At 69.4% G+C, this 13,268-nt stretch carries 11 protein-coding genes; 6 read left to right on the forward strand and 5 right to left on the reverse strand.

Annotated features, from left to right (window positions below):
* Positions 1-70: 70 nt before the first annotated feature.
* Together SACGLDRAFT_RS17245 and SACGLDRAFT_RS17250 are read right to left on the reverse strand one after the other, a co-directional pair.
* Positions 71-1,369 (reverse strand): hypothetical protein, encoded by a 1,299-nt coding sequence (locus SACGLDRAFT_RS17245; RefSeq protein ID WP_005466186.1) that lies wholly within the window; start codon positions 1,367-1,369, stop codon positions 71-73.
* A gap of 117 nt (positions 1,370-1,486) precedes the next feature.
* Entirely contained in the window at positions 1,487-2,860 is a 1,374-nt protein-coding gene (locus tag SACGLDRAFT_RS17250; protein ID WP_005466187.1) for a cystathionine beta-synthase, read from the reverse strand.
* Positions 2,861-2,999: 139 nt separating this feature from the next.
* Here SACGLDRAFT_RS17250 and SACGLDRAFT_RS17255 point away from each other — a divergent pair, with 139 nt between their 5' ends.
* Positions 3,000-4,841 carry a bifunctional metallophosphatase/5'-nucleotidase gene (locus SACGLDRAFT_RS17255; RefSeq protein ID WP_005466188.1) on the forward strand — a complete coding sequence of 614 codons (1,842 nt, stop codon included), beginning with the start codon at positions 3,000-3,002 and terminating at the stop codon, positions 4,839-4,841.
* A gap of 120 nt (positions 4,842-4,961) precedes the next feature.
* Positions 4,962-6,182: an acetyl-CoA C-acetyltransferase gene (locus tag SACGLDRAFT_RS17260; RefSeq protein ID WP_005466189.1), complete on the forward strand. Its 1,221-nt coding sequence runs from the start codon at positions 4,962-4,964 to the stop codon at positions 6,180-6,182.
* 46 nt (positions 6,183-6,228) lie between these two features.
* Here the strand turns inward: SACGLDRAFT_RS17260 and SACGLDRAFT_RS17265 are convergent, their stop codons facing one another.
* Both SACGLDRAFT_RS17265 and SACGLDRAFT_RS17270 read right to left on the reverse strand, forming a co-directional pair.
* On the reverse strand, positions 6,229-6,789 hold the full coding sequence (locus SACGLDRAFT_RS17265) for an LppU/SCO3897 family protein (RefSeq protein ID WP_232283992.1): 561 nt from the start codon (positions 6,787-6,789) through the stop codon (positions 6,229-6,231).
* A 307-nt stretch (positions 6,790-7,096) separates the two neighbouring features.
* Complete coding sequence (locus SACGLDRAFT_RS17270) at positions 7,097-7,945, reverse strand: Bax inhibitor-1/YccA family protein (RefSeq protein ID WP_005466191.1); 849 nt, start codon at positions 7,943-7,945, stop codon at positions 7,097-7,099.
* A 321-nt stretch (positions 7,946-8,266) separates the two neighbouring features.
* On the opposite strand from SACGLDRAFT_RS17270, the gene SACGLDRAFT_RS17275 reads away from it, so the two are divergent.
* The 3 genes from SACGLDRAFT_RS17275 (at position 8,267) to SACGLDRAFT_RS17285 (ending at position 11,690) form a co-directional block, all read left to right on the forward strand.
* Positions 8,267-9,943 carry an MSCRAMM family protein gene (locus SACGLDRAFT_RS17275; RefSeq protein ID WP_005466193.1) on the forward strand — a complete coding sequence of 559 codons (1,677 nt, stop codon included), beginning with the start codon at positions 8,267-8,269 and terminating at the stop codon, positions 9,941-9,943.
* Positions 9,940-10,695, forward strand: a complete 756-nt coding sequence (locus tag SACGLDRAFT_RS17280; protein ID WP_005466194.1) for a class F sortase — start codon at positions 9,940-9,942, stop codon at positions 10,693-10,695. Before SACGLDRAFT_RS17275 ends, SACGLDRAFT_RS17280 begins: the two co-directional genes overlap by 4 nt.
* Before the next feature lie 80 nt (positions 10,696-10,775).
* Positions 10,776-11,690: a hypothetical protein gene (locus tag SACGLDRAFT_RS17285; RefSeq protein WP_005466195.1), complete on the forward strand. Its 915-nt coding sequence runs from the start codon at positions 10,776-10,778 to the stop codon at positions 11,688-11,690.
* A 48-nt stretch (positions 11,691-11,738) separates the two neighbouring features.
* On the opposite strand, the gene SACGLDRAFT_RS17290 is transcribed toward SACGLDRAFT_RS17285, so the two are convergent.
* On the reverse strand, positions 11,739-12,749 hold the full coding sequence (locus SACGLDRAFT_RS17290; protein ID WP_005466196.1) for an ABC transporter substrate-binding protein: 1,011 nt from the start codon (positions 12,747-12,749) through the stop codon (positions 11,739-11,741).
* A 133-nt stretch (positions 12,750-12,882) separates the two neighbouring features.
* Here SACGLDRAFT_RS17290 and SACGLDRAFT_RS17295 point away from each other — a divergent pair, with 133 nt between their 5' ends.
* A complete protein-coding gene (locus tag SACGLDRAFT_RS17295) occupies positions 12,883-13,266 on the forward strand; it encodes an ATP-binding protein (protein ID WP_005466197.1) in 384 nt (127 codons plus the stop codon).
* The last annotated feature ends 2 nt before the right edge of the window (positions 13,267-13,268 follow it).

Here is a 13,268-nt window from a genome sequence, read left to right on the forward strand (position 1 = left end):
CGCCGGAGAGACCCGAAGGGGCCGCGGGCGAGAAAGCCCACGGCCCCTTCGAGGAATTCGATTCAGCGGCTCACCACTGCTGCGGCGGCTGACCGGGCTGTCCCGGCTGACCGAAGCCACCCGGCTGGCCGGGCTGCTGGAAGCCCCCGCTCTGCGGGAACTGACCACCGGGCTGACCGAAGCCACCCGGCTGGCCGGGCTGCTGGAAGCCCCCGCTCTGCGGGAACTGACCGCCCGGCTGGCCGAAGCCACCCACCTGGCCGAAACCGCCGGGGGCGCCGGGACCGCCGGAACCACCGCCGACACCCAGCAGCTTGGACGTGGCGGGAAGGACCGCCAGCACACCCGCGACGAGCACCGGAATGCCGAGGAACAAGTAGATGGTCGCGCTAGCGATATCGGGTTCGGTGCCGCCCATCTGCTGGACGAAATCGTCGTCCAGCGAGGTCCCGATCATAAGCAGGAGACCGAAGAGCGCCAGCAGGACACCGCCGCCCAGGACCACGAAAGGCGTGATCTTCCGCAGCGCGCCCTTGATCAGGAAGCTCAGGGCCATCAACACGCCACCGGCGAGCGCCACCACGGAGGCGATGAGGATCATGACCAGGTAGAAGGTCAGGGTCCCCACCGACGCGAAGCCCGCCTCCTCCAACATCCCCTCCAGCGGCGGGTAGGCCTCCACCGCATCGCTCATGTCGCCGACCTCACCGAGGTCGCCGAACGTGAGGATCAGCGAGAGCAGGGAGATGACGGCGACGACGCCACCGACGATCATGCCGACCATGTTCATGCCGCCGCCCTGGCCGCCGAACGCGGGCTGCTGGGGCTGGCCGAAACCGCCGGGAGCGCCGAAGCCTCCCTGCGGAGGCTGCCCGAACTGACCGGGCTGGCCGGGCTGCTGCCCGAACTGGCCCGGCTGCCCGCCGAAGCCCTGCTGCGGCTGCGGCCCGGACGGGGGACCGACCTGGCCCGGCGCACCGAAACCACCGGCCTGGGGCTGCTGCCCGAAGCTGCCCTGCGGGGCGGGGTTGTCCGCCGACGCGCTGGGCGGCGGGGAGTACGGGATCGCAGGTTGCGGCTGCGAGCCCGGAGGCACGAGTTGGGTCGACTCGGCGTTCACGCCCTGCTGCTCTCCCCCGGCCGGGTTCGGAGGTTGCACGACCTGCGTGGGCTCGGGACTGTCACCGAGCGGCTGCTCGCCTTGTGACTGCTGTGACTGCTGCTGTTGCGGCTGCTGTGGCTGCACCACCTGCGTCGGTTCGGGGCTGTCCCCGAACGGACCGTTCTGCTGAGGCTGAGGACCGCTGGACGGCCCCTGGGGCTGCTGCTCGCCACCCCACTGCTGGTTCGGTGGCTGCGGAGCACTCATTGGGTCGTGAACCCCCTTGACGAGGACCTTGATGATTTCGCTCGCGCACACGCTATCGGATCGTGACCCGTGCAGCGCGTAACGCCCCTGGCACTTCGCTCGATGATCTTATTCTGATCAGGCGTGACCCGAGAGGAACGCCAGCAAATCATGGCGAGTCACGACCCCGGCGGGCTTGCCGTCCACGAGGACCAACGCGCCGCTGGCGGACCCGAGGGCCTTCATCGCGGCGCCGATGTGCTCACCTGCACCGATGGTGGGCAACGGCGGCGACATGTGCTGTTCGAGGCGGTCGGTCAGGGCGGCCTTGCCCGTGAAGAGGGCCTCCAGGAGGTCGCGTTCGTTGACCGCTCCCACCACCTCGGCGGCCATCACGGGAGGCTCGGCACTGACGACCGGCATCTGGCTGACACCGAACTCCCGCAGGATGGCGACCGCTTCGGCCACCGTCTCGTTCGGGTGTGTGTGCACGAGGTCGGGCAGGCTGCCGTCCTTACGACGCAGCACGTCGCCCACCGTCACGTCCTGGGACTCGGGTGAGAGGAACCCGTATGACGACATCCACGCGTCGTTGAAGACCTTGCCGAGGTAACCGCGACCGCCGTCGGGCAGCAGCACCACGATGACGTCGTCCGGCCCGCACCGCTTCGCGAGTTCGAGGGCGGCGGCGACGGCCATGCCGCACGAGCCGCCGACGAGCAGCCCCTCCTCGCGGGCCAGCCTGCGCGTGATGGTGAACGAGTCGGCGTCGGAGACCGGGATGATCTCGTCGGCGATCTCGCGGTCGTAGGTCTCCGGCCAGAAGTCCTCGCCGACCCCTTCCACCAGGTAGGGCCTGCCGGTGCCACCCGAGTACACCGATCCCTCCGGGTCGGCGCCGATGACCTTGACGCGCCCCTCGGAGACCTCCTTGAGGTAACGCCCCGTACCCGAGATGGTGCCGCCGGTACCCACACCGGCCACGAAGTGCGTCACCTTGCCCTCGGTCTGCTTCCAGATCTCCGGGCCGGTGGAGTAGTGGTGGCTCTCCGGGTTGTGCGGGTTGGCGTACTGGTTGGGCTTCCAGGCGCCCTCGATCTCACGCGTGAGGCGGTCGGAGACGCTGTAGTAGGACTCGGGGTGCTCCGGCGGCACGGCCGTCGGGCACACCACCACTTCCGCGCCGTACGCCTTGAGCACGTTGCGCTTGTCCTCGCTGACCTTGTCGGGACACACGAACACGCACCGGTACCCCTTCCGCTGCGCGACCATGGCCAGTCCCACCCCGGTGTTGCCGGAGGTGGGCTCCACGATCGTGCCACCCGGCTTGAGCTCGCCCGACGCCTCCGCGGCCTCGATCATGCGCTGGGCGATCCTGTCCTTGACGCTGCCGCCGGGGTTGAAGTACTCGACCTTGGCGAGCACGAGCGGTTCCACGTCCTTCGTGAGGGCGTTCAACTTGACCAGCGGAGTGTTGCCCACCAGGTCGGTCACGTGTTCGGCGTATTCCATGCGACCAGGGTATGCGGCCGGGGGCGGGGACGGGGACACCGACCTTCGTCGGTCACCACACCCAGGCCATTGTCCGAATAGGACTCGTGTGGTTAGCTCTGGCGCGACATCGCGTTCGCGAGCATTTCGAGGAGCCCACGTGAGAACACCTCGCAAGGCCGCGCTGTGTGCGCTGGCCGCGGCGACGCTGCTGGGCACGGCGGCACTCCCCGCATCGGCCACCGACTCTGACCGCGTCGACTTCACCCTGACCGTGCTGTTCAGCAGCGACATGGAGTCCGCCCTGCTCGGCGTGCCGGGCGGCGAACAGGAGGACGGCACCGACGAGGGACCGATCGTCGACGGCGGCACCCACCCCTACGGCAGCCCGTCGCGCATGGCCACGCTGCTGGACAAGCTGCGTGCCGAGGCGACCCGCGGCAAGCCCGGCCCCGGCCAGGCCGGACACCGAGGCGAGATCGCCATCTCCGGCGGCGACAACTTCCTTCCCGGCCCCGAGTACTCGGCGAGCACCGTCGAGGACGCCCCCTTCTACGACGCGCTCGCGCTGAAGCACATCGGTTTCGACGTCAGCACGATCGGTAACCACGACTTCGACTTCGGGCCGGACGAGCTCGCCCGCTTCCTCGACACGGCGGGCGACGAGGTGGCGTTCGTCAGCGCCAACCTCGACGTCTCCGGCGAACCCGCGCTGGCCGCCCACACCGACGACGGCACCCTCGCCACGAGCCGGGTGTTCCGCACGGCGGGTGAGCGCATCGGCGTCATCGGGCTGACGACGCCGGAGTTGCCCACGCTGTCGAGCCCTCGCGACGTCGAGGTGAAGCCGGAGCTGGCCGAGATCACCAACGCGCTGGCCGACGACTTCGCCCGTCGCGGCATCGACAAGGTCCTGCTGGTCAGCCACCTCCAGGACATCGACAACGAACTCGCGCTCGTCCCGCAGCTTCGTGGCGTGGACGCGGTGCTCGGCGCGGGCGGCGGCGAGATCCTCGCCAACGAGGGCGACCGGCTGATCCCCGGCGACGTGCCCGAGCGCGGCTTCCCGCTGGAGGCCGAGGACGCCGACGGGCGCACCGTGCCCGTCGTCGCGGTGCCGGGCGACTACAAGTACATCGGCAGGCTCGTGTTGAACTTCGACCGTTGGGGCAGGGTCCTCGGCGTCGACGAGCAGCAGACCGGGCCGGTGCGGGTGTCCGGGGTCGGACCGGACGCCGTCCACGGCGACCCGATCGTGCGTGCCGAGGTCGAAAAGCCCGTGGCCGAGCACGTGGCCTTGCTGGCCGAGCAGGTCGTGGCCACCAGCGAGGTGCCGCTCAACGGCGTGCGCAACGACGTCCGCAGCCGCGAGACCAACCTCGGCGACCTCGTCGCCGACAGCATCCTGTGGGCGGGCCGGCAGCAGGCCGAGGAGTACGACGTGCCCGTTCCGCAGGTCGCCATCCAAAACGGCGGCGGCATCCGCAACGACTCGGTGCTGCCCGCCGGCGAGGTGACCGCGTTGAACACCTACGAGGTCGCCCCGTTCGCCAACTTTGTCGCCGTGGTCCCGGAGGTCCCGAGGGACGTGCTGCGTCAGCTTCTGGAACGCGGCGTCGCCGCCGCCCCCGACGCCTCCGGCGCGTTCATGCAGGTGGCGGGCCTGAAGTTCACCTACGACCCGACCCGGCAGGCGCAGGAGATCCGGGAGGGCACCAACGAGATCGTGACCCCCGGTGAGCGCGTGCGGGACGTGGTGCTGGACGACGGGACGGTCCTGGTGGCCGACGGGGTCGTCGTGGAGGGGCCGCCGGTGACGGTGGCGACCAACGACTTCTCCGCCCGTGGCGGGGACGGCTACCCGTTCACCGACCTGCCATTCACGAGCGTGGGACTGACCCACCAGCTCGCCGTGCAGGGCTTCCTTTCCGAGGGCCTGGGCGGCACGGTGACCGCGGCCGACTACCCCGAGGGCGGCGTGGGGCGGATCACCTCCCTGTGACACCACGCGCCGGACACCCGCCGCGACGCGGTGTGGTGTCCGGCGCACTTCTTTGCAATCCCGTGCGCGGCGGGCAGGATGGAACTAAGCACGCGCTTAGTCGACCCGAAGGAGTGTTCGATGCCCGAAGCCGTCATCGTGTCCGCCGCCCGCTCCCCCATCGGGCGGGCTCACAAGGGCTCGCTCGTGAACATGCGTCCCGACGACCTCACCGCACAGATAGTACGGGCGGCGCTCGACAAGGTGCCCGAGCTCGACCCGCGCGACATCGACGACCTGATGCTCGGCTGTGGCCTGCCCGGTGGCGAGCAAGGGTTCAACATGGGACGGGTCGTCGCCGTCCAGCTCGGATACGACCACCTGCCGGGCTGCACGATCACCCGGTACTGCTCGTCGAGCCTCCAGACCACGCGCATGGCCCTGCACGCGATCAAGGCCGGCGAGGGGGACGTCTTCATCTCGGCCGGTGTCGAGACCGTGTCGCGGTCGACCAAGGGCACCTCCGACTCGTGGCCCGACACCCACAACCCCTTGTTCGCCGACGCGGAGGCCCGCACGGCCGAGCGCGCCGAGTCCGGGGCCGACGACTGGACCGACCCCAGGGAGACCGGGGAGCTGCCCGACATCTACATCGCCATGGGGCAGACGGCCGAGAACCTCGCGCTGCACAAGGGCATCTCCCGGCGGGAGATGGACGAGTTCGCCGTCCGTTCGCAGAACCTGGCCCAGAAGGCGATCGCCGACGGCTTCTGGGCCAAGGAGATCACCCCGGTGACCCTGCCCGACGGCACCGTCGTGTCGACCGACGACAGCCCTCGGCCGGGCGTGACCATGGAGGGCGTCGAGGCCCTCAAGCCGGTGTTCCGTCCCGACGGCCGGGTCACCGCGGGCAACGCCTGTCCGCTCAACGACGGTGCCGCCGCCCTCGTGATCATGAGCGACACGAAGGCCCGCGAACTCGGCATCACACCGCTCGCCCGCATCGTCTCCACCGGAGTGTCGGGGCTCTCGCCGGAGATCATGGGCCTCGGTCCCGTGGAGGCGTCGAAGCAGGCGCTGGCCAGGGCGGGCATGACCATCGACGACATCGACCTCGTGGAGATCAACGAGGCGTTCGCCGCGCAGGTCATCCCCTCCTACCGGGACCTGGGCATCGACATCGACAAGCTCAACGTCAACGGCGGGGCGATCGCCGTCGGCCACCCATTCGGCATGACCGGCGCGCGGATCACCACGACGCTGATCAACTCGCTGCAGCACCACGACAAGCAGTTCGGACTTGAGACGATGTGCGTGGGCGGCGGCCAGGGCATGGCCATGGTGATCGAACGACTGAGCTGAGCGGAACCGGTGTGCGCGGTCGTCCTCGCGCACACCGGTTCACCGGTCACACACTCTGCGAGTGGCCGAAACAGATCACCCTGGCGGGCTCGGAGTAGTAGACGCCGCTGAACGCCTCCGCGATGGCGCCGCACACTTCGTCGATGTCGGTCGCTCCGTCCTCGACCACGAGGATCTCCAACTCGGCCGCGGCGTCGGTGCAGTCGACCTTGCCGAATTCGGAGAGGTTCACGCCGCCGTGACTCGCCAGACAGTCACCGGTCTCCACGTTGAGCGTGAGGCAGAGCTTGGTGCCGTCGGCGTAGCTGCTGTACTCGTCGTAGTCCCCGTCCGGGCACGAGCTCGCCGAGTCGTCGAGGCTAACGGCCACCTGCCACAGGGCGTCGGGGTCGGAGCAATCCACGGGCCTCGCCAGCGCCGCGTTGTCGGAACCCTCGATGGCGACGCACTCCCCCGCCTCGGGGCTCGCGGGCGTGAGTGCCGCGTCACCCTGGCTCTTCCATACGATGACGGCGACGAGTCCGGCCACCACGGCGATCGCCACCACGGCGGCGGCCACCACGGCCCCGGTCTTCGACTTCTTCGGCGGCGTCGGAGGCACGGGCATCGGAGGCGGCGTACTCGGGAGTTCGCCGTAGCGCGGCTGCTGCGAAGCCCCCTGCTCACCGGGAAGGGGCTGACCGTACGACGAATTCGGGTAGGGAACACCGGGCTGGGAACCGGCGCCGGGGAAGGAGCCCACGCGACCTCACATCCGTTCGGGCGAATTGACAACGACAATGATCACATAGGGTGAAAATCGCCGGAACATCAATATGCCCGCCGAAACGGTCACAATTGGGTCGACACAGACGAAGGGCGCCCGACCTTTTCGGTCGAGCGCCCTTCCGGTCGTCGCGTCGGCGACGCGAGTGTCAGTCTTGTTGCAGGTACGACAGCAGCCGCAGGATCTCCAGGTACAGCCACACCAGAGTGACCAGGAGACCGAAGGCCACGTACCAGGCGAACTTGGCGGGAACGCCCTGACGGATCGCCTCGTCGGCCATGTCGAAGTCGAGCAGGAAGCTGAACGCGGCGATACCGATCACCACGAGGCTGAACACGATGGCCAGCCCACTGCCGTCCCGCAGCCCCGTGTTGATGCCGAACAGGGCCAACACGAGGTTCACCAGCATGACGATCGCCACACCGCCGAGGGCGCCGATCATCCACTTGCGGAACTTGGGCGTCACCTTCACCGCGCCGGTCTTGTAGACCACGAGCATCACGACGAAGACGGCGGCGCTACCGAGGATCGCCTGCAACGCGATGCCCGGATACACCAGCTCGAACACGCCGGTGAGCGCCCCGAGGAAAACGCCCTCGGCCGCGGCGTATGCCAGCGTCATCGGCGCGTTGGCCACCTGTTTGAAGGTGATGATCAGGGACAGCACGAGACCGACGAGCAGACCGCCGATCATGGCACCGGTGATGGCCCCCATCGACCCCGCGGCCACCTGCGCCTGCGCCCAAATCGCCGTGATGACACCCGCGAGCAGGGTCACCCCGAGCGAGGCACCGGTCTTCATGACCACGTCGTCGACCGTCATGGGCCGGGTCGCCGCGTCGGAGGAAGTCCGCGGAGCGCCGTAGCCCATCGGGGCGCCGTAGCCAGCCGGAGCGCCATAGCCGGGCTGGCCGTACGGCTGGTCGAAACCCGCGTACGGGGTGCCCGCCGCAGACCTGGGCAGGTTGCGGAAGGCGGGGTTGCTGGAAGTTCGCACCTGATCCTCCTGGATCTTTCGGCACTTGCATCGGACTCAACGACCGTGCGCGCCGATTGGTTCCCTGCACTGAAGTAAAGACAACTTTACCTGCTCGAACCGGTTCGAAAGTTGAACCGTGTCCGACGCAGGGGGCCGGCGCGAGGACGCTCCCCCGCATCCTTCCCAATTCGGCCCCCACAGGTCCACCGCCTGGCCGATTGCCTTGTGGGGGGTCTCACGCCATTCTCACCACGGCGAACGAACACCGCCGACGCGATCGCCATTTCCCCGCCTCGACGTGATGGGGATCTCACGAAAACACGATGGGGGTTTCGACCCGTGACACGAAGACGCCTCGCTCGGGCATTCCGCCTCGCCCTGGTCGCTGTGCTGGGCACCCTCTCTCTCGTCGTGGTCGCGCCCGCGGCGTCCGCGGAGGTCGAGGAGGGCATCGGCCACCGAACCACTCCCGGACAGTCCTGGGGAGGCCGCAGCCGGGCCTACGACTGGCTCGGCTCCTACGTCGTGAACGGTGAGCACGTGTTCTGCGTGTCGTTCGCCCTCAAGGCCCCCGACAGCAAGGAACGGTACGAGCCCGGCGACGAACTTCTCACCAAGTGGGGCGACCCGTTGCCCGCCGACGTGGCCGCCAACATCTCGTACCTGCTGCTGCGTTACGGCGACACGCGGGACGCCGACGAGGCCGCCGCGCTGGCTCACCTGCTGCACTCCTGGACGGCGGCTCCCCGCACCGCGGCCGACCTCGACCCGAAGAAGCCCTTCACCGAGATCGGCTACGACGTGGACGCCCACTTCGCCAAGCTCCCGAAGTCGGCACAGGAGGCCGTGGAGCGGCTCCGGGCCGACGCCGAGGCGAACCGCGGCCCCTGGAACGTGACGGCGAACGCCCCGGAGGGTGAGCAGATCATCGACGCCCCCGGCGAGTGGTCGGTGACCGTCACCAACGCCGACGGCAAGGGCGTTCCCGGCGTCGAGGTGACGCTGACGCTGACCGACCTGGCGCTCTCCGGCGACGGCGGGGTGGAACAGCGTCCGACCGACGAGGGCGCGGCTGCCGTCGGGGCCTCCACCGAAGCGACCGAACCCACCACGGAGGCCGACGCCGAGGCGACCGCGAAGGACGCGAAGGAGAAACCCGAGACCGCGAAGGCCACGGAGGCCGACGCGAAGACCACGACGGGGACCGAGGACGCCGAGAAGACCGAGACGGCCGAGGGGGCTCGGGAAGCCACCGAAGACGGCACCGAGAGCGGCGCGGAGGACGCCGAGGCTCCCGAGACCCAGCAGGTCACCGTGGTCACCGACGAGAACGGCACCGTGAACGTCAGCGCCGTGCCCACGGGCGAGCAGCCCGGCATCGTGGCCACGTTGAAGGCTCCCGCCGACCGTCCCTACGTCCGCGACCCGGTGACCGCCGACACCCAGCGCGTGGTCTCCACCGGTGGGGAGCAGACGCTGACCGCCGAGGTGGCCACCACCGCCATCCCCGCACCGGGAGTGGTGAAGGTGACCAAGGTGGACGAGGAGACCGGCGAGGGCATCGCCGGAGTGCCGCTGCGACTCACGGCCGAGGACAAGTCCTCCCCCGCCATCTCCTCGGACGGCGAGGAACTCGTGGGCTCCGACGGCGAGCCGCTGGTCGTGACCACGGAGGGCGCCGAGGGCGTCGTCACGATCGAGAACCTGCGCACCCCGCAGAAGGTGTGCGTCATCGAAGTGCGACCGCCGAACGGCTACACCGACGCCTTCGACCCGGAGAACCCGCCGACGGCCTGCGGTGAGCTCCGGCCGGGCGAGACGCTCGAACTCCGCATCGCCAACGTCGCGAACGAAGTGCCTCGCACCATCCCCGCCGGCGCGCAGACGACGACGGCACAGGCGGCGACCACCACGGGAGCCCCGGTCGGTGCGCTGGTGGCACTCGGAGGCCTCGCCCTGGCCGTCTCGGCGCTCGTGGGCTGGCTGGTCAGGAAGAGGGTCCTCCGGCAACGATGACGGCACCGACGTCCGGAACTTTCGGCCCCGACGATCGTCATCGGTGGCGCAGGGCCTACCTGCTCGGGGTGGGCACCGTGCTCGCCGTGGAACTCGTGGTGGGTGCGGGGGTCCTGGCCCTACGTTCCTCGACGGTGGAGGCGGGCATCGCGGTGCCCGCCTCCCCTCCCCCGACGGCGGTGCGGGACACGCCGGAGCCGAGTGCACATCCTGAGACCGAACCCGACGAGCCGGGGAACGACGGGAGGGAGTCCGCCGAACCGGACGAGCCCGCCGAACCGGCGGTGGAGCAACCCGTCGCCGCACCGAGCGGTCAGCGACCGGGCACCGTCGTGCTGCCCAACGGCGGCACGGCGACGTTGGTGCGCAAGGAACTCGGCCCCGACGCGGTGCTGCCGGTGCCCGACGATCTCGGCGAGGCCACCTGGTGGGGCGCCGGGCTCGACGCGCCGAGTGGCGCCAGCGTCTTCGCCGGGCACGTCAACTGGCAGGGGCGCACCGGGCCGTTCGCCGAGCTGTGGGACGTTCACATCGGAGACCGGGTGACCGTCACCGACGACGACGGCACCACGTTCACCTACGCCGTCTCCCAGATCTTCACGCTCGGGAAGGACGAGTTGCCCTCCCGTGCCCCCGAGTTGTTCGGCCAGAGCGGACCCCACCGGTTGGTGCTCGTGACGTGCGGTGGCCGCTGGCTCGGCGGCACCACCGGCTACGCGGAGAACCGCGTGGTGGTCGCCGAGCCGGTGTGAACGTCATGAGCGGTGCACACCACTCACCCAGTTGGCCTGCCTGGCGCCGAGACGCGGGCGCACGCGGGTACGGTCAGAACATGGCTTCCGACCACGATCACCGTCTGCTTCCGCTGAGGCGGGAGTTCGGCCAGGCATGGCATGGTTTCGACCGCAACCAGGTGGTGCAGTACCTCGATCATCTCGAGGCCCAGGTACACCGGCTCATGACCGAGCGGGACGCGGCGCTGGCGAAGGCCAACGAGGCGTCCCGTGAGCTCGACGGCGCCCGCCGGGAGATCGCCAAGCTTCGGGACCGCGTGGAGGAGCTGAAGAAACCGCCGGAGCGTGTCGAGGACCTCGACGAGCGGATGCAGCGCACCGTGCAACTCGCCGAGACCCAGGCCGCCGAGATCCTCTCCCGCGCCGAGGCGGCGGCGGAGAAGAACTGGGCCGAGAGCAGCGAGGTGTCGAAGCGGCTCCACGAGCGCTACCAGCAGCTGCTGAAGACGCTCGACAGCCACGCCGAGGAGCTAAAGCGGGAGCACGAGCAGGCGCTGGCGGCCACGAAGGCCGAGGTGCAGCGGATGACCACCGAGGCAGCCAAGCGTCGGGAACAGCTCGACGCCGAGGCCGAACGCAAGCGCCGCCGGATCGAAAGCGAGTTCGAGGCTCGGATGTCGGCGGAGAAGAGTGCGCTGGAAAAGCACATCGCCGACCAGACGACGGCGAGCAAGAACGCGGCGGAGCGGCGCATCGCCGAAGCGACGGCCGAGGCCAAGAGGCTGGTGGAGGAAGCCACCGCCAAGGCCCACAAGCTGGTCGAGGAAGCCAAGGCCGATGCCGAACGTCGCACCACGGAGGCGAACGACATCGTCAACCGCCTGACCCGGATTCGCGAGGAGGCCCGAGCCAGGTTGGCCGAGGCCGACCAGGTGCTGCGCCGTGGCGAGTCGGCGCTGCAGCCCATCCCCGACGAGGAAGCCACCCTCGCGAAGACGTCCGGCCAGTCGTGAGCACGAACGGCGGGACGGGCGGTCGCGTCGCGCCCGTCCCGCCGCGGCTCACGTCACCTTGCGGGCGCGCTCCAGGTTCTCCGCGAGGTTGTCGATGGTCCGGGCCTGCGCGACGTAGTCCATCGAGCTGAACTCCCACGGGTACACCTGCCCGGCTTTCGCCGCGGGCAACTGCGCGAACGTGGGCTGGTCGAGCATGGCGTCGCCGTCCATGGCCCGCAGCGAGTAGAGCACCACGTCAGTGCGGTAGTCGCTGATGTTCTCCCAGCTCACCGACTGCCAGTAGTACTCGCTCCCGCCGGGGTCCGGATAGGACAGACCGAGTTCGACGTAGCTGCGCAACGCGGGATCGTCCTGGGCCTTGGCGATGTGCACCCCGTCGCTGGGATAGGCGGCCACCGCCATCACCGTGAGGCCCTTCCGCGCCACCTCGCGCAGGCGGTCACGGGCGGCCTCGTACTCCTTCTTCGGCCCGGCGAGGTCGTCGTCGGTCACGCCGAGGGACTTGGCGAGTTCCACGGTGCGGTCGACCACTCCGGTGGCCGACCCCGCCATCGCGATGGCGACGATGGGCGCGATCTCACCGACGAGCTTCTGCTGATCGAGATCGTTGAAGCCGTACAGCGGCTTCTTGGGGTCCAGCTTGCCCGAGGAGTCCACGGGGTAGGCGTGGGTGACGATCACGTCCGGCCGCTGCGCCGCGAGCGCCTCGATGTCGATCTGCCCGTAGGTGGTGCCGACCTCGGTGACCTCGGAGGTGTCCTTGCCCTCGAAGTTCACGTCGTCGGCGAGCGCGGTGTATCCGAAGGAGGCCACCGGCACGATGCCGTAGTTCCACAGCGACGCGATCGCGTCGTTCAGCCCGGCGATGCGAGTGGGTCGCCGGTCGAGGCTGACGGTGTTGCCGGTGTCGTCGGTAAACGACCACGCTCCCGAGCCGCCTTCCCGACCACTCGGCCGGTCATTCGACGTTCCACCGCCGCAAGCGGCGAGCAGGCCCGTCGCACCGAGTGCGAGGCTGCCGCCGAGGAACGCGCGGCGGGACAGTGAACTACGCATGGGGTGAGGTTAGACGAACCTAACTTCCCTCGGAAGTGTGATCTCGTCGGATTGATCCTCGTTCCTTCCGCGTCGTCGGTTCGCCGCCGCACCCCTTCGTCATACGGTTCACCCGTCAGGAAGGGGGCCGAAGGTGTCGAACCGGACCGTAGAGGTGACGGTCGAGGCAGACCCGCTGCTCGTACCGGTGGTGCGAAACGTCGCGGCCGACCTGGCCATCCGGCTCGATCTGCAACTCGACACGATCGCCGACCTCCGACTCGCCGTGGACGAGACCTGTGGGTTGCTTCTGGCCCGCGCCGCGACACCCACCACCCTCCGTACTCGTTTCACCCTCGGAGACGGCACCATCACGGCGCGCACGGAACTCTGCTGTCGCGAGGGCACCGCGCTGCCCGACAACGGACTCGGATGGCACATGCTCACCGCGCTGGTGCGTTCGGTGCGCTGCTACCACACCTGCGGAGCCGGCGGCGAGAAGTTGGCCGTCATCGAGTTCACCACGGGCGACCTCTGACC

It is taken from the genome of Saccharomonospora glauca K62 (assembly GCF_000243395.2).
Taxonomy (GTDB): Bacteria; Actinomycetota; Actinomycetes; order Mycobacteriales; family Pseudonocardiaceae; genus Saccharomonospora; species Saccharomonospora glauca.